The organism is Echinicola arenosa (genome assembly GCF_014841125.1).
Taxonomy (GTDB): domain Bacteria; phylum Bacteroidota; class Bacteroidia; order Cytophagales; family Cyclobacteriaceae; genus Echinicola; species Echinicola arenosa.
In genome coordinates, this window is sequence record NZ_JACYTQ010000008.1 from 167157 (window position 1) to 187831 (window position 20675).

Below are 20675 nucleotides of genomic sequence, written 5' to 3' on the forward strand. Positions count from 1 at the left end.
CTATAAAGTGACAGTTTAAGATTGACTCTATACCTTTTATTTAGAGAAAAGAAGGCAAAAAAAAATTTTTTAGGTGATCCAAAGTCATTTAATTATATTGGATTTTCATCTCAAATTAATCAACCTAATCAAACTATGACCTATAAACCTTCTCCAGAACGCTATGATAATATGACTTATAGACGTTGTGGAAAAAGTGGCTTGAAGTTGCCCGCTTTGTCTCTGGGCCTTTGGCATAACTTCGGCCATGTAGATGTATTGGAAAACTCCAGAAAAATTTTACAATTAGCATTTGACTCTGGCATAACCCACTTTGATCTTGCCAATAACTACGGCCCACCTCCAGGATCGGCTGAGGAGAATTTTGGCAAAATCCTTAAAGAGGATTTTGCCGGATATCGGGATCAAATGGTTATTTCTACCAAAGCAGGCTACTATATGTGGGAAGGACCTTATGGGGAGTGGGGGTCAAAAAAGTACTTGGTCTCCAGTCTTGACCAAAGCCTTCAAAGAATGGGGCTGGATTATGTTGATATTTTCTATCATCACAGGCCAGATCCAGATACCCCTTTGGAAGAAACGATGGCCGCATTAGACCTGATTGTCCGGCAAGGTAAGGCACTTTATGTTGGCATTTCCAATTATCAAGCAGATGATGCTGCAAAAGCCATCAAGATTTTGAAAGACCTAGGCACCCCTTGTCTTATTCACCAACCAAAGTATTCAATGTTTGAACGTTGGGTTGAAGGAGGATTACTGGACGTACTTGGAAATGAAGGTGTGGGCTGTATTCCATTTTCTCCTTTGGCTCAAGGGATGCTTACAGACAAATATCTAAAAGGTATTCCTCAGGACTCCAGGGCCGCAAAATCCCATGGTTTTCTCAAAAAATCGGATATAACAGAAAAAACCTTGGAAAAAATCAAAGCCTTACATCAATTGGCCTTGGAAAGGGAGCAAAGTTTGGCACAAATGGCTCTATCTTGGTTATTGAAAGACAAAAGAGTCACTTCTGTGCTGATTGGTGTTAGTAAAACTTCTCAGCTTGAGGATTCCTTAAAGTGTTTGGACAATCTAGCTTTTACTTCAGATGAATTAAATAAAATCGAAGACATCTTGAAAGGTTAACAACAAGGCCTTCCAAATTTCAGGAAGGCCTTAATTTTGCTATTTTCTTTTGTAGTGACCCACTTCACCATTAAATTGCCCCACCCACAACTCTTCTCCAATCCATAGGCTACTTCTTACATCTCCATTGATTTGAAAGCCTGTCACCCTAGGACTTATACTGCGATACGTTCCTTTATCATCCTGTCTAATAATAAGCCCATAATTGGCATCAATATTCCCAATCTTAATTCTAGTCTGATGAAGGTTTCCTCCAAGCCAAATTTCTTTTTTGTCACTTTCAGTGGAAGGAATAAGAGTTATGCTAAATATTGGAGCAAATTGCACTTCTATCGGAAGTTTTTGAGGGATGAATTTCCCCTCCTCCAATTCAAAAAGCATGGTTTCCATTGTATTGACTTTCATTTTTTTGGCTCCAGACAATTCACCTGATGAAAAAATATCTACCACCTTAGCCTGAGCATAACTGGCATAACTTTCAAATGAGGTTCTCTTGTTACTAATTTGCTCCAATAGTTCGTCCCTACTTACATAAGGAAACATTTTTCCCTCAAAATAAAGCGAGAGTATTGGATCCACTGCACCATTGCCATCAAAATCCTTATAAATCAATTCTGCTGGCTCCTTCTCAGAAACCTTTAATTGACTGTTTAGCCCCCAATTTCCTGCCAACAGTTCCGGATTTCCATCTCCATCAAAATCTCCCACCTCCAAAGTATTCCAAATCCCTTTAAAATCCCTATCAAAATAGTGCGATGACAAATCAACCATTTTTCCTTCTTCTACACCAAAAACCTTAATTGCCATCCATTCACCAAGGACTATCAACTCTTCCTTTCCATCTCGATCAATATCATAAGCCACAGCATCGCTCACCAACCCCAATTCTCTTATCTCCAAACCAATCTTATCGGTTTGATCCGAATAACTCCCTTTACCGTCATAAACCAAAATACGACTTGGATAAAATTCAGGAAACCTACCTGGAATAGCCCCACCTCCCAAAAATACATCCTGAAAACCATCTTCATTGACATCTATAAACACCGCTGCTTTTCCATTTTCATACAGCTCAGGAACAGCATTTGGATTATTTATGAAACCTCCTTTTCCATCATTTAAATACAATTGGTCTTTGAGACGTTCATCATCAGCTAGAAAATCATGGTACCCTCCATTTCTTATAAATAAATCCTGATCACCATCATTATCTATATCACAAAAAACAGCATTGGTTTGTACCGCTGAAACCATTTCTGAGAATTCCATTGAGCTTCCTTTATTATATCCCCTATTCTTGTTACCAAAATAGATATAGCCGGGTTGTCCCAACCCACTGCCTATAAACACATCATCCACTTTATCATTGTTTACATCTGCCTTGGCCATAACTGGCCCATTATTACTCAATGGGTATGGAAGAAGTGGCTGTCGCTTAAAATCATTAAAAAGCTTATCTTGATGAAGGTGATTGAGTTCAGTATCCGATTTCACCCACTCTTGATCATTGATTTGCTTTACTCTGGAAGCTGACTCACTTTCACCCTCCAGAATAACCACTCTTTGATTGGACTTTGGAGAGATCAATACTTGAGACCTACTACTAGGCCAAACTACTTTTACAGAGTCTATTTCTGATGATAAGAGACCAAAAGTCAAAACAGGACTTACACTGGATTGATACCCTCTATAAGGCATCTGTTCCAGCATTTGTTGTTCGCCCCTTTGGTACAAATACACTTTTGCTCCTATTCCATTGAGATTTGCCTCTCCACCTTTAAGCGCTACCTGTAGCCAATGATGTTCAGGGAACTCATTCCGAAGATTCTCATAAATAAAGGCAACTTGATTGACATTACTGATGACCAAGTCCAAGTCCCCATCATTGTCCAAATCTGTATAAGCTGCTCCGTTTGAATTGGAATGATGGTCAATTCCCCATGATTGGCCGCTTTTCTTGAAAGTCAGGTCCTGGTTATTTCTGAAGATGTAATTATCCACCTCGGAGGAGGGCATTTCCTTGATCAGATCCAGAACGCCAGTCTTGGAAAGCTCTCCACCTTCAAAAAAGGAACTTCGGTATTTTATAAAATCCAGGTTGGTAAAATCCCTGACAAAGCCATTGCTGACAAACAGGTCCTTCCAGCCATCCTGATCAAAATCAGCCCATAAAGGCGCCCAGCTCCAGTCTGTATTGGACACACCGGCCAATTGACCAATTTCACTGAATGTACCGTCTCCATTATTCAGCTGCAGCATATTGCGCATATATTGGTAGTGAAGCCCAACTTTCAGGAAGAGGTTAAAATGTTCGTAATTATCAGGAGAAAAAAGTAGCTTTTGCCTTTCATTGCTCTCAGGAAGCATGTCCAAGCTGATCAAGTCAACCCAACCGTCGTTATTGATGTCTGCCGCGTCGCTTCCCATGGAGTAAAGTGAGGTATGGCCAAAGCTTTCTTTTAACCTGTCCTGAAACCCTTTTCCATCCGTTTGAACATAGAGGTGATCAGGAGCAGAATAATCATTTCCCACAAAAATATCTGGCTTGTCATCATTATTAAAATCAGCTATACTCAGCCCTAGCCCGTAGGACAAAGGCGAGGTATCCCAACCCATTTCCTTAGAAACATCCACAAACTTCCCTTCTTGGTTTTCCATTAGCTTGGTACTAAAAAGAGGCTCATTTTGATTCAAAAGATGGTTAAAGGAAATTTCATCTAAATTCCTAAACAATTTGGGATTATGATTGAGCAAAACTGCATCAAGGTCCAGGTCTCCATCTAAATCAAAAAAAGCCGCGGAAGTACTATAAGCACTTTCTGCTAAACCATAGGTTTCGGCTTCTTCTTTAAAAAAAGGGATGCCTTGCTTATCCGCTCCCTGATTGATAAAAAGTTGATTTTTTCGGTTTTCTTCAGGCAAATCTCCACTATAACAAACATAGATATCCAACCAACCATCTGCATTAATGTCAACCATGGAAACTCCTGTAGTCCATGATCTAGGTCTGCCAGCCACATTGGCCGCCAAGGTAATGTCCTGAAACTTCAAGTTGCCTTTATTAAGATACAGTTTGTTATTGACCATATTGCCAGAAAAATAAATCTCCTCCAGGCCATCATTGTTTAAATCTCCCACTGCAACTCCCCCTCCATTATAAAAGTATTGGTAATGAAATATATTGGCTGTTTCAGTTTCTCTCAGATCATTGCTAAAAGCTATTCCACTTTGTTTTGGAGCCAATAGATGAAACAATTTTTCATCAACCTTTTCCTCTTCCTTTTCTTTGCACCTAGCGAGACCAGTCAAGATCGAAAGAACAAGAATCGCCTTAATAAAACGCTGTAACATTAATGGAGCATTTAGTTATAATCTGAAAACCAGTTAATATAAAAATTAAAACTCGAAGCGGTAAATACCGCTTCGAGAATTTCAACATAACAAAAACCTCAAGGAATTAAGCCCTTATTGCGCTGCTCTTACTATTCTGACATTGTCCACTCCTATAACTACAGGCACATCAGAACCCGTCGTGTTTTGGATGACAACTCTCAATTGTTTCACACCATCAGCCCCGCCAGCCAACATATCTCCATAGGTGCCCAATCGTATATTCCCACTTGTCAATTGACTGGCGTTCACCGAAATGGTATACCAAGTTCCATCAGTAGTGGTGATAAAATTTACTAAAGGAACACTCACCTGGAGTTCATTGCCCTGACTGTCAGGATACCACAAATCCATATTGATTCCATCCAAAGAAGCTGTGGTATTCACTGCCATTTCCAGCCTGATATCAAAGTTTCCAATAGGCGCGCTAGGATTATATTTATCTTCTGGGCTTGTAGGAAAAATCTGTTCTCCACCCCAATTGGCAAAGTTGATCACCTTGTCATTGTTCCAACCCCAATTGGCTGGAAGTTCTTGGTCAATGGCTCCAAAGTTTCCTTCAATCCCCATTACTCCATTGATTGAAGGCACAATCATATTACCTGAAATACCCCAACCCCAGTTCCAAGGCCATTCTAGAGCTCCGTTGGTATCAAAATCTGCCACCATTCCATTTCCGTCATAAATTTGGGTATTTCGATTCACTGCAGAGCCTCCACTTTGGGTGACCACAGAAACACTTGACCCATCACTGTAATCCACACCATCAGGAACAGTTACCTTGAGTGTGGTTCCAGTACTATTAGTAGAAAAACCTTCTGTGACAAAGACATCTTCACCTGGGAAATATACCGTATCCACAAAGTAGAAATACCTCCCAACAAGGGTCAGTTCATCACCTGGCTTCACATATTGATTGGAAACCCGCAGGATCTGCGGTGCCGGGGGCAAGGTCTGAAACTGTATCGATGTCTCGCCTCCTTTAGTAACTAGTCTTAAAGTATTCGGCACATTTGGATCAGTAGCGACAGTGGGAACACTATCGTTTACTGTTACAATCACATTGCTATTGGTAACATAAGCAGGATTGACACCCAAAGGGTAGTCATTGAGATAGACTTCCTGTGTAGTACCCAGGTTTTGTCCCAAAATGGCCAAAGTACTTCCCAATGTCGCATTGACAAATGAGCTATCTGCTGTACTTGGGTCTGTGTTTCTTATCCGCTCAATCATGGGCATCCCAGTAACTGCATCTTCGTCATCCGTACAGGAAAAGCAAAGCACCATGCCCAGCATCACCAGCAAAGACCAATATTGGCCCCACTGATTGATTATTGTCTTAATATTATTCATGATCTGCATCTTTAAAGCTTATTTTAGGTTTACCGTTACTCTTGTCCACTGAAATCATATGGAACCGGTGGTTTTCTCAGGTTTGGTGCCTTTGAAAGTTCTACAGATGGAATCGGTAAGTTGAAATTACTTCCATTTACATCAAAGAACCTTGGAGAAGTATCACTATCTGGAATTTCAATTTCCCACATATTAGGATCCGGGATTTGGTCAGGGTATATCCTGAATGTCCCCCTGTCTTGCCCACTTAACATTTGGTAAGCAAGCTGGGGGTTATAATAATGTAGACGAGTGAACTCATACCATGCCTGACCTTCCATCGCAAACTCTACAATTCTCTCGAAAAAGATATCTTCCCAAGTAACTGATGTTTTGGTCGGCACACCGGCTCTCTCCCTGACCATATTATAGTAGGTCAAGGCTTCACCTGGATTGCTATCCAAAATCGCCTCCGCATAAACCAAATAAACATCTGACAACCTCAAGATATAAGTATTGATTTCTGTTCCTTGTTGAACCACTTTTCCATCATTGTCCTCAGGCCTTCCCACCACATATTTCTTCACCCAAGCGCGATTTCCATAACTTCTTCCTCCATCGTCATTGGGTGAAGGTACGCGCAACTCTTGGGGAGAACCACCTGCTGGCACCTGAGTGATGTAATTGTAATGATCTCCTGGAAACATAAATGTAGCTTTTCTTCTTTCATCAAATACCCAATCATCGTACAGTTCAAGCATCCATTTCGATCCTCCTATATCTCCTCCCCAGCCATCTCCAAAGCCGGTTATTTCAGAGCCAAAGGCCAAGAAAGCCTGTACTGAGTTTTGTGCTCCCCATGCATTAAGGTTCGGAGCATTGTAAGTCCATTGCAGAGCGGCCAAAGTTTCAGCATTGTTGTTATTGGCTGTCTTGAAGAGATCTTCATAATTATCCATCAACTCAGCTCCGCTATTGTCTATAACTCTTTTGGCAAAGTAAGCTGCACTATCCAAATCATTTTGATCCCTACTTCCAGAAACCCCAGCCCGGGTCAAATACATCTTGGCCAGCATCCCTTCAGCACTCCATTTATTGAGCCTACCCTCCTGCACAGAAGTTTCTGGAAGATTCTCAGCTGCAAAGCGGAAATCTTTGATAATAAATTCCCAAACAGACTCTACAGTATTTCGTGCGATGGTGGTGTCCTGAAGCAATGTGGTATTATTGGTAATGATAGGTACAGGACCCCAGTTTTGAACCAGATAAGCATAGGCTAGGCCACGCATAAACCTTCCCTCTGCAATCCCATGATTTCTAATACGATCAGTTACATTTTCTCCACTGAAAGTTCTGATATTATTGATCAAAGTATTGGATTGTCCCACTACATTATAGAAAGCCCTCCATGATGCGCCATTTTCAGGTGTTTCCCCTGTGGTATTAAACCGTACATTTTCCAATTGATAGGAACCAGTAGTGAGGATTCCTCCACGAGCATCCCCAATACCATGTGATGCTTTATCGTTATAGGAAAACCAGACAATATTGTACAATGGAGCAGTACCAGCCAACACCTGTTCATCATTCTGATAGAAGTTAGCGTCCACTATCGCATCCAACGGAGGTCGATCCAAAAACTCATCTCCACAGCCCCAAAGCAGCACCAGAAGACCTGCAGTCCCTAAAAGCACCTTGCTATATTTGATATATTTTTTCATAATCTTTCTCTTTTAAATTTTAGAAGTCGATACCAAGACTAAAGGTGTACAACCTAGTGGAAGGATACCTACCATAATCCACCCCTATCAATTGATTGGCTGCCTCCACATTGTTTCCTACATAAGCCCCCACTTCCGGATCAAAGCCCTTATAGCTGGTAAAGGTTGCCAAGTTTTGAACCCCAAAGGATAAACGCGCTCCTCGCAAAACATTCTGGTTGCCTAAGATTTCTGTAGGAAACTCATAGCTCAACTGTACATTTTTGATCCTTAGATATGACCCATCTTCTACAAAGCGATCACTGATCCTATTTCCATTGCCATTGGGATCAGTTGCAGTGATCCTTGGAATATTGGTATCTGGATTGCTTAAGAAAGGATTTCCATTATCATCCAATTCCACCTTGGCATAATCAAAAGTTTCCTGAAGCAAATTCCTTCCTAAATTGATATTGTTAGGGTTGGTATTATTGAATCTGGCATAATTATAAACATCCACTCCCAAAGCCCCTGTCAGTAAGATGTCCAACTTGAAGCCTTTATAATCAAAAGTCTGTGTGGATCCAAAGGTGAATTTGGGCCAAGGGTTGCCAATAAAGGTTTGATCCCGCTCATCAATTATATTATCCCCGTTCAAATCCTGGTACTTGATATCCCCTACCCAGATATTATCTTCATTGATAGGTAAACGTTGCCCATTATTATCTGCTGGAATAGCGCTTCCCTCTATCTCTTCAACTGACTGGAAAATACCATCATACTTATAACCATAAAACAACCAAGGTGCAGAACCTATCACTGCCCTTTGGGTGAAGTCATTCATATACCAAGCTGTCCTATCAATGAAAGCTGACTCTGAATAAAATTTGGTTACCTGGGTTTTGAAGCCTGAAAAGTTAAAATTAGAAGTCCACCTGAAAGTACTTGATCGATTGTCGATGTTAATGGTATTGATGGTAAAGGCATAACCTGTATTTTCCAATGCGCCGATATTTACAGTTGGGGTACCAATATTACCTTCTCCTTCCGTCCCCATGTACCAAGGCAATGGGTTAGGCAGGAGCAGGTTATCGGTAATTTTCTTATAAACATCACCTTCTATTTGAATTCGGTTATCGAATAAGTTAAGGTTAAACCCAGCATTGTAGGTCAAGGTCTCTTCCCAAGCTAACTCTGGGTTTCCATATCTGGTCACCAAAAAACCTCCACCCCAAGGAGTAGGAATACTTGGCGAACTCAATGGTGCATAGATGGCATTGGCACTACCCTGATTACCAGTTAGTCCCGTTTCCAGCCTGATCTTTAGTTCATCGATATGCTCTGAGCTTTTCATAAAATCCTCCTCAGAAACTCTCCATGCCGCGGATACAGAAGGGAAATACCCCCATCGGTTTTCTGGCCCAAAATTAGCTGATCCATCAGCCCTCAAAGCGGCTAGGACAATGTACCTGTCATTGTAGGTGTAGTTGATTCTTCCCAGATAGGATTCCATTGCCCATTGATTTTTGTTTCCTGTGTTGGTGGCTCCTTGTGATGAACCCAAACCCAACACAGGAAGATCATTGGAGGTAAAGTTCTGTCTGGCTCCTTCCAGTGCTTCCCAATTAGATTCTTGCGCTTCATGGGTAAACATTACAGTAAAATTATGCTTGTCCAACTGTTTGGTATAAGTTAAGGTTTGCGCCCAGTTCCAATAAAAACTGTTTTCAGCTCGACTTGTCAAAGAGTTGACATCGTTTCTTACAGAACCTAACATATAGGTCGGCGTCCAATAATGTCCATTTAAATAGCTTATATTCCCATTGATCTGAGTGGTAAACTTCAGCCCATCTATAATATCAATGTCCAAGTTCAACCCTCCCAAAGCTCCTCTTCGTTTCAGTTTTCTATCGAGTAAACTAGCTAGCGCAATTGGGTTGGGTGGTGTAAATTGCAGACTACTTCCATTTACGGCGTCTGCTCCACCCCAACTTCCATCAGGATTGGTTACTGGAATATTAGGAGCCATCTGAATGGCATTATTGATAATATCGCTGCTGCCTGTTGCCAGCTGTTCATTGGTTTCGTTCAAGGCTAAATTTAGCCCTATCTTTAACCACTTTCTAGCTTGGTTATCCAAATTCAACCTTAAGGAATACCTTTCAAATCCAGAGCCTATCGCCACACCTTCCTGGTCAAAATATTCTCCTGAAAGATAGTACCGGGTATTGTCTGTACCACCGTTGAGACTAAGGGAATGCTTGTTCAAAGCAGCTGTCTTGAATAATTCCTCCTGCCAATTGGTTCCCTCTCCCAAAAGAGACGGGTCTAAAAATGCCGCAGGTGGATCTCCTCCAGTCAGGTCTCTGATTGTATTGACCATCTCGGCATATTGCTGAAGGTTCATTACGGGCAGCGGATCAGGTTTATCCTGCAAGCTATATAGATAGGTATAGTTGACTTTTACCTCTCCGCTTTTGCCCCTTTTAGTCGTGATAAGCACTACTCCGTTCGTTGCGCGGGAACCGTAAATAGCAGTGGCTGAAGGGCCCTGAAGTATCTCCATGGATTCAATATCACTTGGATTCAAGCCGGCCAAAGGATTGGTGCTGGAGGTATTGCCATATGAAATGGTATTAGGCTGAATTTGCACGCCATCAATGACATAGAGCGGCTCATTGGTCCCCCCTATAGAATTGATCCCTCTGATATTGACAGAAATCCCTCCACCAGGAGCACCTGTGTTTTGGGTGACATATACACCAGCAGCTCTTCCCTGAAGTGCTTGCTCTACAGTAGTATTCACTGTTCGCTCTATGTCTTCAGAACTCACCGTAACGTGGGCACTGGTCATATCTGACTTTTTCATGGTACCATAACCCACTACCACAAACTCCTCCAAAGAAGAAATATCTTCTTTGAGGACTACATTGATTTGGGTTTGGTTTCCTACCAAAATTTCCTGCATCTGATAACCAAGGGATCGGAATACCAAAATATCTTCGGAAGTAGCTGGAATACTAAAATTCCCTTCCAAATCTGTTGTTACTCCAGTACTTGTTCCTTTGATCAGTATGCTGACACCGGGGATTCCTTCACCCTCAGAGGATGAACTTACCTTCCCGGTCACTGTAACTTGGGCATGTGTGATTCCTATTACCATAAATAATAGGAGCCCTAGCAGTAAGCATTTTTTCATAGTTATTAGGTTTATTGATTAGGTTATTTACTATTTGATGAAAAAGCTTTTCCAATCCTTCTGGATCAGAAAAGCTTTCTACAATAGGTTAATAGGTATTTATATTCTTTACCAAAACCATTACTGGGTTGGACATTCCAAATAATTCATGGAAGCCTCTTTCCAACCATTTACAGGTCGAATGGCATGACAAAAGAATCAGATAGTTCAGTGTAGATACAAAGGCTAAGATTTTGGCCTTATCATAGAAAGGGTTTTCCGTATAAATCATAATGGGTTTAGGTTAATTATCTTACCTAATGTATGATTAATTAAAAAGACCAAGGGTAATAAAATGTTTACTTGTAGGGGTCCAAATGTTAATCACACCATTCATTACAAAATCAGCAATTAAAATAGGTTATTTTGAAAAATTCATACAATAGCATTTCAAAAAGACACTTTTATTGCAACATTTCCTAAAAACAAGTCCTTAACTGATTACCCAAAACTGAGATTAAAATCGTCAAAATAGCTTCAAAAACTATAATGGTTCTCCATTTGGCTTTCAAATCAGGATCAATTCACTAAGCTTACTCTTTCTCCTGTTCCGCAAGTTCTACCTTTCTTTGGGCATATACTGATGGTAACACTTTGTACTCCGCTTTGAAATGCTTCGTGAAATATTTGGCATTATTATATCCTACCCGATAGGCCACTTCAGCTACATTCAATTGACTCTCTCCAAGCAGTTGGGTAGCTCTTTCCAGTCTGATCATCCTGATAAACTCTAAAGGCTTCTTACCGGTAAGTGAACTTAGCTTTTTATATAGATGAACACGACTCATTGCCAGCTCTTTGCTCAAAAATTCAACTGAAAAATCAGGATCATCTATGTTTTCCTCCACCACTCTTACAGCTTTCTGGATCAAAATATCATCTAGGGATTCCAGCTTTTCCTCACTGGTAATAACTCCTATCCTTTTCTTAAATCGCTCTTGTAGCAAGCTTCTTTCTTCAAGAAGGTTGCGAATTCTCAAAAGCAACAACTCAATCTTAAAGGGCTTGGTCACGTAGTGGTTGGCTCCACTATCGAGGCCTTCTAGCTGATGTTCTTCGGAAGTTTTTGCAGTCAAAAGAATTACTGGAATATGGGAAGTCCTCCTGTCTTTTTTTAAAGTATGACATAAAGCCAACCCATTCATCTTTGGCATCATGACATCACTGATTACCAAATCCGGAATATGCTCCAAGGCGGCTTCCAATCCTTCTTCACCATTCAATGCAGTAATCACCTTATACTCCTCGGACAAACATGATTTGAGGTATAGCAAAAAGTCCTCATTGTCCTCCACCAAAAGGATGGTTTTCATTTCAGTAAGTTCAGCGGAAAGCTGTTCCTCCTCTTCATGATCCATAAGAGGTTCTTCTATAGGACTCAGTTCTTCAAGAGGCAAACTTATGATAAAGTTACTTCCCTTACCCAACTCACTTTCCAACTGTACCTGACCACCATGCATTCTGGTGAATTCCTGCACAATGGACAAGCCTATTCCGCTTCCTTGATTTAAGCTATCCGTATTCTCTTCTCCTACATAAAACCTGTCAAATATGCGCTGCTGTACCTCCTTACTCATACCCACTCCTGTATCCCGAACAGCAATATGTAATACCCCTTCATAGTTTTCTCCCTTTACATATTGGGCTGAAACACTTATTTGGCCTTCTCTATAAGTAAATTTGAATGCATTGGACAACAGATTGAAGACGATCTTTTCCAACTTATCTGCATCAAAAAAAGTAAACAAAGAGGAAACATTACTTTCAAAGCTTAACCCAATATTCTTCTTGTCAGATAAGTCCTCAAAAGAGTCCACTGTTTCTTTCAGGAAATTGATCACATCTCCTTCGACAGGAGAAAAGTCTAGTCCATTGGTTTCAATTTTTCTAATATCCAATAATTGGTTGATCAGGTTCATCAAACGTTTGGCATTGCGGTGGATGGTTTGATAGTGATGTCGATTTTGCCCGGATTTTTCAGTAATCAGTAGTTTTTCTATGGGCGCCAGTATCAAAGTGAGTGGAGTTCGGAATTCATGACTGACATTGGTGAAAAATTTGGTCTTCATTTTATCCAACTCCTGCATTCTTTTCGCCTCTACCTTGTCCTGCTCAATCAACAGCTTGTCCTTTTCTCTAGCAATAATTTCACGCTGTATCAAAATAACAATCGCTGAAACAACTATAAAATAAAGCAAAAACGCCAGTGGAGTCTTCCAAAATGGCGCCAATACTTCAATATTCAACACTTGTGCATGATCGCTCCAAATGCCATCATTATTGGCTGCTTTCACCTTGAAAGTATACTTACCAGGATCTAAGTTGGTATAAGTAACCCTAGTCACTCCATCATTAATTTCCACCCAATTATTATCAAACCCTTCCAAAAGGTACTTGTACTTGTTCTTATCGGAATGAATAAAATTTAGCGCAGCAAATTCGATGGAAAAAACATCCTCATGGTGTTTTAAAATGATTTCATCGGTATCATTAATTGACCGCTTCAGTAATACTCTTCCGTCAACTTCCTGTCCAATCGGGATCCTTGAATTGAAAAGATGAAAATCCGTAAATACCACTTTCGGACTTTCTTCATTTAACTGCATTTTGTCCGGATAAAAAATATTGAATCCATTGGCTCCTCCAAAGACCAGTTCACCCCTTGAGGTTTTCATAGCCGAGTTCTCGTTGAAAGAATTCCCCTGTAAGCCATCTCCGGTACCAAAATTTCTAAATTCAAGTTTTGGTATTTCTCCTTCCCAAGTGACATTAGTTTGGCTTAATCCGTTTGTGGTGCTTAACCAGAGGTGTCCATTATTGTCTTCTAAAATATTAAAAATATGATCAGTAGGGAGACCGTCAGCAGTCCTAAAGCTTGAAAAACCTCCGGATTCAGGATGGAAGACACTTAAGCCCTGGGTCGTCGCTATCCAAACCTTTTCCTTACTGTCTATGAATATGTCCAAGACATTGTTTCCAACCAAAGAAGAGGAATCATTAAAAACCTGATGATAATACTTTGCTGACCCTGTTTTGAAATTGATCACATCTATACCGTTCCCTCCTCCAATCCACATATTCCCTTGATTATCTTCCACTAATGAGGAGATATAATTACAGTGCATCGCATAGTTTTGCTCACTTTCACCAAAATGAATAAAACCATCCTCATCAGGAATGTAAAGGTTAAGGCCACTTCTTAATGTTCCAGCCCATATGTTTCCATCATGGTCTTCATACAGTTCCCATACACTTTCACCTGATAAACTTTTTGAATTCCCTGTCTCGGGAAGGTAGTTGGTAAAAGTCTTACCATCAAACTTGCTCAGACCATTAAGATAAGTTCCTATCCAAAGGTTTCCACTTCGGTCCATCAACATATCCACAATGATATTTCCAGGTAAACCGTTGGGGTCATGCTTATCATAGTGAAATTCCCTGTACCTATCGGCTTCCCTGTCAAAATAAATCAAACCTCCACCATTCGTCCCTATATAGAAATTGCCCTTTCGATCTTCTACAAAACAATTGATGTCGTTATAGGGCAGAGAATGGTTACCAGTCAACATGTGTTTTACATGTGGAAAACGAATGAGTTTCTCATTGTAAATATTGATCCCGTTTTTGAAGGTCCCTACCCAGACTATGTCCGAATCATCTTTGTAAAGAGCATATACACTATTGTGAGCAAGGCTGTGCGGATTTTCAGCATCATGTTGCACATAAGAAACAGTTTTTTTCTCCTTGTTGATGATGTTGATTCCACCATGGTCAGTACCTACCCAGATTTCACTAGGCTTGTTTTCTATAATTCCCCGAACCTGGTTATTGTTCAGTTGATAAGTGTTGGAATTGGTATTAACTTGTTGTAGCCTATTGGCAGCATGATCATAATAAAACAGGCCTTCCCCATTTTCGTACAAGTAAATCCACACATCATCGTCACTATCAATAAAAATCTCAAAATCATCTTCAAAGAAAGCCTTCTTGTTGTTAAAGAGCTCTATTTTTCTCTTCACTCTAAAAGTACCGCCTTCCAAAATATCTATAGCCCCATTGGCGTAAACCAACCAGATATCGCCATTTGAATTATTTCCAATAGCCGACACATAACTAAAACTAAGGGAATATGGCTTTCCTTCCTCGTGATTTAAATAGGTTGTTTTGCCGTCTGAAGGATCATATACTGAAACTCCAAGATTAGGGTGCGCAAACCAGAACCTGTTTAGCCTATCTCTATACACCAAATTGACATTTTCACTGGCCAACTGGTATTGGCGCGCAAAAACGCTTAAATCACTTTCAAAGCTCTCTGACATCGGGAGATATACTTCGAAAATATTATTTCTATTGAGCAACCACAGTTGATTGTCCGGGCCTGGCATGATCCTTCTGATGCTGTTCTCAGAAATGGATGTGGTATCGTTGGGTTCATTTTTAAAAACCTTAAACTTGCGACCATCATACCTATTCAATCCTGAATTTGTTGCCATCCAAACATATCCTATATCATCCTTATAAATATCCGTGACATTATTGTTAGAAAGACCATTATCCACCGAAATAGATCCAAACAGGTAATTGGATGATTGTGAAAAAGCCTTCAGGACAAATAGGCTGCAGAATACAAACAAGAAAGCAAAAGTAGCAGTTAATCGAATCATCTTAAGGTCATTTGGGTATCAGGTAATACCTAATATAAAGTAATCTCTACTGTCAAACAAATATTATTTTCAGGCTATTGGCTCTGTCAATTTTTTGTACCACTTTTATAAAACCACTTTAAAATCCATTTTTTTACTTCTGCCAACTTCCTGATCTAAGGCGCTTTACTGATCATAACTTACCCATATCAAAAGTCAAATTGAATACTAACCGGACATAAAAACAAAAATTGACTACCTTTGCGGAAGTTTTTGGTACCAATCTCTTTGGAGAAAGGTTTAATAGGGAATCCGGTGGGAATCCGGAACTGTACCCGCAGCTGTAAGCTTCCAAAAGCTCTTGGCTCTCTCTGCCACTGTCCGCAAATGCGGGTGGGAAGGCTGCCAAGAGTGAAGCAAGTCAGAAGACCTGCCATTGACCAATTAATTCAGAGCTTTCGGGTGAAACGATCTTGAATATGATAATACTTTTATAAGTCCCTATCCTATTTCTTGAGCGTTCCTTGCAAAGGCATTTGGTTAGGTAGATCCCTCCAATCCCATCGCAAGAAAAGCCATGAAAAACGTCCTTAGCGCTGAGGATAGTTTTACAGTTTTCCCAGAAAGTTCATAGTGTTCATTATTCAACATTTTAAAAATTAAGCACGCTATGAACAAATTTATTGTTCCCTTACACAACAAAAAAGGAAAATGGACCACAGCTATTCTGCTATCCGGTCTTTCCTTAATGAGTTCCAACCTTACAGCTCAGGAAACCAAAGAGCTGGAAGAAGTGGTGGTGACCGGCACCAAGTTTGAAATCCCTGTAGAAAAATCAGGTAAAACCATCTACAAGTTAGACCAAAGTGACATTGAGAGAAATGCTGGTAAAACCGTAGCTGACATCTTGAATGAAGTACCCGGAATACAAATTGATGGTAATTTTGGCGCTCCTGGAACTAACCTCAGCTATTTTGTCCGCGGGGCCAGCAGCAAAAACACCCTTATACTAATTGATGGGCTTCCCATCAATGATCCCTCTGATATTTCTTCCACTTTTGACCTAAGGTTGCTTTCTTTAAATCAAGTAGAGTCCATTGAGGTGCTGAAAGGTGGCCTCAGCACACTATACGGCACAGGTGCTTCTGCAGCAGTCATCAATATTAAATTAAAATCTGCACAGGACAACCAAAAGATAGCAGGTACAGTGGACTTTAATGGTGGTTCCTTTGGCACTTACAATGGTAACCTCAATATCAATGGCAAAAATGAAAAGTTGAGCTACATGGTGTCGGGTAACTATTTTACTTCAGAAGGTTTTACTTCTGCTTCGGAAGAACAGTCGGTCACTCCTTTTGGCAAAGATGGAATGGACAGAAAAAATGCCATGCTCAAACTGGGCTATGATTTTTCAGACCGTTTTCACTTGGACTTTGTCAGCGCATATGATGATATGGAAGCGGATTACGATGACAATACTTTTACCGATGCCAATAACCAACAACTTAGCAGCCAACTTAGGTTTGGATTGACTCCTTCCTATACCTATGCAAAAGGGGTCATCAAGCTAAAGTCCATTTACAACCAGAATGAAAGGGAATTTATCAGCTCCTACCCTTCTGAATATAAAGGCAGAAACCTTCAGCTGGACCTCACCCAGGAACACCAGATCATTGAAGGATTAAAAGGGCTTTGGGGGCTAAACTTACAGCAGTTTTCTTATGAACAGCCCGGTGACTTAAGTTTTGACAGCAACAAATTTACCATCATAGACCCTTATGCTTCTTTGTTCTATGAAACCAACTCAGGCTTCAATATTCATGCTGGCGCTAGGGTCAATACCCATTCTGAGTATGATGCTAAGTTTATTTATAATGTCAATCCCAGCTACTTGTTTGCGGTGACTAAGACCATATCGATGAAGGTTTTGGCTTCGGTATCTACCTCTTATGTTACACCTTCCCTTTACCAGATCAACTCTCCGCTTTATGGTAACACCGACCTGAATCCAGAAGAGTCTTTAAACTATGAGCAAGGTGTTTCTTTTTATGTGGGGAATGAGTTTACATTGAACTTGGTGCACTTTACCCGTGATGAATCAGAGCCTATTGACTTTGTTTCCATTTATGATGAAGAAGGAAATTACATTGCCGGTCAATATCAGAATACTGCCTCTGAAAGAAGGGTGGAAGGTTTTGAGGCGGACTTGTCATGGTTGGTCAATCAGTACTTTGACATGTCTGCCAATTTTGCCCATGTCAGTACAGATAAGCCAGAGACTTTTTACAGGATTCCCAAAAACAAATGGGGACTTGCCTTCAATGCCCGTCCAGCTGAAAACACCCAAGTTTCTTTGAAATATAATTTTACCAGCAAAAGAACCATCTATGATTGGGGCTATGGTGGTGAGCTGGACTTAGATAGCTACGGTTTGGTTGATCTATTTGTACAGCAAGGCTTCTTGGAAAACAAACTCAACCTCTATGGGGGGATCAACAACCTCTTGGATGAAGAGTTTACTGCAATTTATGGTTATACAACCCGAGGAAGAACCTTCAGTCTTGGAGCACGTTTTCAGTTTTAACCCATGATCAAGGAAAAGCACTGTCCCAATTGTCAGCAATCATTTGAATGCACTCACCAATGCTGGTGCAGTGCTTTTCCTCCTATTGTCCCACTTGAAAAAGAAAAGGGCTGTCTCTGCCCTGATTGCCTCAAGCAAGAAGTCATCCAAAGAATTGACAGTTGGACCACCCCTCTTACCAAAGAAAAAGTAAAAACGATCCAGCAAATGGGACTTCCGACGCAATTGATTGAAGGAATTGATTATACCATCAATGAAGCCGGCTTTTATGTCTTTACTTCTTGGTACCTTTTACGCCAAGGAAAATGCTGTGGCAATGGTTGCCAAAATTGTCCTTATCAAAAAATCGAAAAATAAATGGTCCATTACATTACAGGAGGAGAAAGATCAGGAAAAAGTAGATATGCACAAACCCTGGCAGAAGAAGAGGCTTTTCCTCTCTATTATTTGGCTACTTCACGGATTTGGGATGATGATTTCCAAAAAAGAGTGGATAGACATCTAGCAGACAGAGATGAAAGATGGACCACCATTGAAGAAGATAAATTCTTGGGGACGGTGAATATCAAGGACAAAGTAGTAGTCATAGACTGTGTCACACTTTGGTTAACCAATTGGTATGTAGATACGAAAAATAATGTGGCTGAATGCCTGGAAAAATGCAAAGCAGAACTGGACCTGTTTTTCCTAAATGCCCAAGAAAGCATCGTTTTTATTATTTCCAATGAAATAGGGATGGGCCTACACGCACAGACAGAAGTGGGCAGAAAGTTCACCGAACTGCAAGGATGGATCAATCAGTACATTGCCCAAAAGGCGGACAAGGCCACTTTTATGGTTTCAGGACTCCCCATTAAACTCAAATAACATGATCAACAGCGTATTCAATTGGAGCGGAGGAAAAGACAGTGCCTTGGCCTTATATCATATCTTGCAAGAGCAACAGTTTAAGGTCTCCCAACTGATGACCACGGTCAATTCAAAACATGATCGAATTTCCATGCATGGAGTGAGAAGGGAACTTCTACAAGCCCAGTCAAATGCAATTGGCATTCCTGTACATGAAATCCTACTTCCTGAAATGCCCAGCATGTCTGAATATGACCAGATCATGAAAAGTACCATGCAAAAGCTAAAAAACGCAGAAATCACCCACAGCATATTTGGTGATATTTTTTTGGAGGACCTAAAAAAATATCGGGAAGGTAGATTGGCAGAGATAGGCTTAAAAGGACACTTCCCTCTATGGAAAAGAAACACCACCGAACTGATCCATGAATTTCTTGATCTTGGATTCAAGACCATAGTGGTTTGTGCCAAAGCACCATTGCTTTCTGAGGATTTTGTGGGTAGAATCATAGACCATGATTTCATCAAAGAACTGCCTAAGGATGTAGATCCTTGTGGAGAAAATGGGGAGTTTCACACCTTTGTTTTTGATGGCCCTATTTTCAACAAAGCCATCAATTTCGAATTGGGAGAAAAGGTTTTTCGAACCTATGATGCTCCAAAGGACAGCAATGACAATTGTTTTGCTGAAAAGGAAGAAACACCCGATAAAGTAGGTTTTCATTATATTGACCTAATTTCCAAATCATGATCGACTTCAATATCACGCCCATTAACTTAGAAATAAAAGAAAAACTTCAGTCCAAAATTGATGGCAAAACCAAACCTGTTGGTGCACTTGGACAGCTGGAAGAGCTGGCCCTCCAAATCGGCCTGATCCAGCAAAGCACCAGCCCAGAATTGAAGAAACCACATATTGTTGTTTTTGCCGGAGACCATGGTATTGCAAAAACCGGATTGGTCAATCCTTATCCGCAGGAAGTCACTTTTCAGATGGTCATGAACTTTATCTCAGGAGGAGCAGCCATCAATGTTTTGGCCAAACAGAATAATATTGCCGTCAAAGTAGTGGATGCCGGGGTGAATCATGACTTTGGGAATCTCCCCGGTTTGGTCAATGCAAAGATCGCCTTGGGCACCAAAAACTACCTTGAAGAACCTGCTATGAGTACGGAACAGGCTAATGAAGCCATCCAAATGGGAGCTAACATTGTAGAAGAAATTTTCACGAATGGCTGTAACGTCATTGGTTTTGGCGAAATGGGTATAGGAAACACCTCTTCTGCTGCACTTATCATGCATTACATATGCGATATGCCACTTGAAAATTGCGTAGGAAAGGGCACTGGCACTAATCTCAAACAACAAAAAACAAAACTTCAAACCCTAAAAAAGGCAGTTGACAAACATAAAAATAGCAATATCAACAATCATTTTTCTATTTTGACTACTTTTGGAGGTCTAGAGATAGCACAAATTTGTGGAGGAATGTTGAAGGCTGCAGAAAAAAGGATGACAATATTGGTAGATGGTTTTATCACCACTGCCGCCCTATTGATTGCTTCAAAAATAAATCCAAATATTCTACCTTATTGTATATTCACCCATTGCTCCGATGAAAAAGGACATCGGGCAATGCTAGAATTCCTCAACTCAAAACCTATATTGCATCTTAACATGCGACTGGGAGAAGGTTCTGGTGCAGCCGTTGCTTACCCTATTGTTTTGGCGGCCTGTACCTTTCTAAACCAGATGGCAAGTTTTGAGTCTGCTGGAGTTAGTCAAGCCAAATAAAGATTAATCAGAATATA

General features: G+C 40.5%; 12 protein-coding genes and 1 riboswitch. Of the genes, 6 read left to right on the forward strand and 6 right to left on the reverse strand.

Annotated features, from left to right (window positions below):
• Nucleotides 1–135: 135 nt before the first annotated feature.
• On the forward strand, nt 136–1128 hold the full coding sequence (gene mgrA, locus IFO69_RS18925) for an L-glyceraldehyde 3-phosphate reductase (protein WP_192011700.1): 993 nt from the start codon (nt 136–138) through the stop codon (nt 1126–1128).
• Nucleotides 1129–1167: 39 nt separating this feature from the next.
• On the opposite strand, the gene IFO69_RS18930 is transcribed toward mgrA, so the two are convergent.
• The 6 genes from IFO69_RS18930 to IFO69_RS18955 form a co-directional block, all read right to left on the reverse strand.
• Nucleotides 1168–4479: a VCBS repeat-containing protein gene (locus tag IFO69_RS18930; RefSeq protein ID WP_192011701.1), complete on the reverse strand. Its 3312-nt coding sequence runs from the start codon at nt 4477–4479 to the stop codon at nt 1168–1170.
• Nucleotides 4480–4593: 114 nt separating this feature from the next.
• Entirely contained in the window at nt 4594–5871 is a 1278-nt protein-coding gene (locus IFO69_RS18935) for a glycan-binding surface protein (RefSeq protein ID WP_192011702.1), read from the reverse strand.
• A 35-nt stretch (nt 5872–5906) separates the two neighbouring features.
• A complete protein-coding gene (locus IFO69_RS18940) occupies nt 5907–7571 on the reverse strand; it encodes a RagB/SusD family nutrient uptake outer membrane protein (RefSeq protein WP_192011703.1) in 1665 nt (554 codons plus the stop codon).
• A 19-nt stretch (nt 7572–7590) separates the two neighbouring features.
• Nucleotides 7591–10749 carry a SusC/RagA family TonB-linked outer membrane protein gene (locus tag IFO69_RS18945; RefSeq protein ID WP_192011704.1) on the reverse strand — a complete coding sequence of 1053 codons (3159 nt, stop codon included), beginning with the start codon at nt 10747–10749 and terminating at the stop codon, nt 7591–7593.
• Between the two features lie 88 nt (nt 10750–10837).
• The gene (locus IFO69_RS18950) at nt 10838–11020 is read right to left on the reverse strand and encodes a hypothetical protein (protein WP_192011705.1); all 183 of its coding nucleotides are present in this window, start codon (nt 11018–11020) and stop codon (nt 10838–10840) included.
• A gap of 301 nt (nt 11021–11321) precedes the next feature.
• Entirely contained in the window at nt 11322–15452 is a 4131-nt protein-coding gene (locus IFO69_RS18955; RefSeq protein ID WP_192011706.1) for a hybrid sensor histidine kinase/response regulator transcription factor, read from the reverse strand.
• A 236-nt stretch (nt 15453–15688) separates the two neighbouring features.
• A riboswitch (cobalamin riboswitch) is annotated at nt 15689–15883 on the forward strand.
• Between the two features lie 218 nt (nt 15884–16101).
• Here IFO69_RS18955 and IFO69_RS18960 point away from each other — a divergent pair.
• Genes IFO69_RS18960 through cobT form a run of 5 tightly spaced genes read left to right on the forward strand, consistent with a single transcriptional unit; the run spans nt 16102 to nt 20658 of the window.
• Nucleotides 16102–18015, forward strand: coding sequence for a TonB-dependent receptor plug domain-containing protein (locus tag IFO69_RS18960; protein WP_192011707.1), 1914 nt, complete (start codon nt 16102–16104; stop codon nt 18013–18015).
• Nucleotides 18016–18018: 3 nt separating this feature from the next.
• Nucleotides 18019–18372, forward strand: a complete 354-nt coding sequence (locus IFO69_RS18965) for a DUF5522 domain-containing protein (RefSeq protein ID WP_192011708.1) — start codon at nt 18019–18021, stop codon at nt 18370–18372.
• Nucleotides 18373–18882 (forward strand): bifunctional adenosylcobinamide kinase/adenosylcobinamide-phosphate guanylyltransferase, encoded by a 510-nt coding sequence (locus tag IFO69_RS18970; protein ID WP_192011709.1) that lies wholly within the window; start codon nt 18373–18375, stop codon nt 18880–18882.
• A gap of 1 nt (nt 18883) precedes the next feature.
• Nucleotides 18884–19615: a Dph6-related ATP pyrophosphatase gene (locus IFO69_RS18975; RefSeq protein ID WP_192011710.1), complete on the forward strand. Its 732-nt coding sequence runs from the start codon at nt 18884–18886 to the stop codon at nt 19613–19615.
• Entirely contained in the window at nt 19612–20658 is a 1047-nt protein-coding gene (gene cobT, locus IFO69_RS18980; protein WP_192011711.1) for a nicotinate-nucleotide--dimethylbenzimidazole phosphoribosyltransferase, read from the forward strand. The genes IFO69_RS18975 and cobT overlap by 4 nt, the downstream gene beginning before the upstream one ends.
• Nucleotides 20659–20675: the final 17 nt, after the last annotated feature.

Excerpts from the sequence above, each read along its gene's own strand:
- mgrA (WP_192011700.1), top strand. The coding sequence starts at position 136 with ATGACCTATAAACCTTCTCCAGAACGCTATGATAATATGACTTATAGA.
- cobT (WP_192011711.1), top strand. The coding sequence starts at position 19,612 with ATGATCGACTTCAATATCACGCCCATTAACTTAGAAATAAAAGAAAAA.
- IFO69_RS18965 (WP_192011708.1), top strand. The coding sequence starts at position 18,019 with ATGATCAAGGAAAAGCACTGTCCCAATTGTCAGCAATCATTTGAATGC.
- IFO69_RS18945 (WP_192011704.1), bottom strand. The coding sequence starts at position 10,749 with ATGAAAAAATGCTTACTGCTAGGGCTCCTATTATTTATGGTAATAGGA.
- IFO69_RS18955 (WP_192011706.1), bottom strand. The coding sequence starts at position 15,452 with ATGATTCGATTAACTGCTACTTTTGCTTTCTTGTTTGTATTCTGCAGC.
- IFO69_RS18930 (WP_192011701.1), bottom strand. The coding sequence starts at position 4,479 with ATGTTACAGCGTTTTATTAAGGCGATTCTTGTTCTTTCGATCTTGACT.
- IFO69_RS18935 (WP_192011702.1), bottom strand. The coding sequence starts at position 5,871 with ATGAATAATATTAAGACAATAATCAATCAGTGGGGCCAATATTGGTCT.
- IFO69_RS18970 (WP_192011709.1), top strand. The coding sequence starts at position 18,373 with ATGGTCCATTACATTACAGGAGGAGAAAGATCAGGAAAAAGTAGATAT.
- IFO69_RS18975 (WP_192011710.1), top strand. The coding sequence starts at position 18,884 with ATGATCAACAGCGTATTCAATTGGAGCGGAGGAAAAGACAGTGCCTTG.
- IFO69_RS18950 (WP_192011705.1), bottom strand. The coding sequence starts at position 11,020 with ATGATTTATACGGAAAACCCTTTCTATGATAAGGCCAAAATCTTAGCC.
- IFO69_RS18940 (WP_192011703.1), bottom strand. The coding sequence starts at position 7,571 with ATGAAAAAATATATCAAATATAGCAAGGTGCTTTTAGGGACTGCAGGT.
- IFO69_RS18960 (WP_192011707.1), top strand. The coding sequence starts at position 16,102 with ATGAACAAATTTATTGTTCCCTTACACAACAAAAAAGGAAAATGGACC.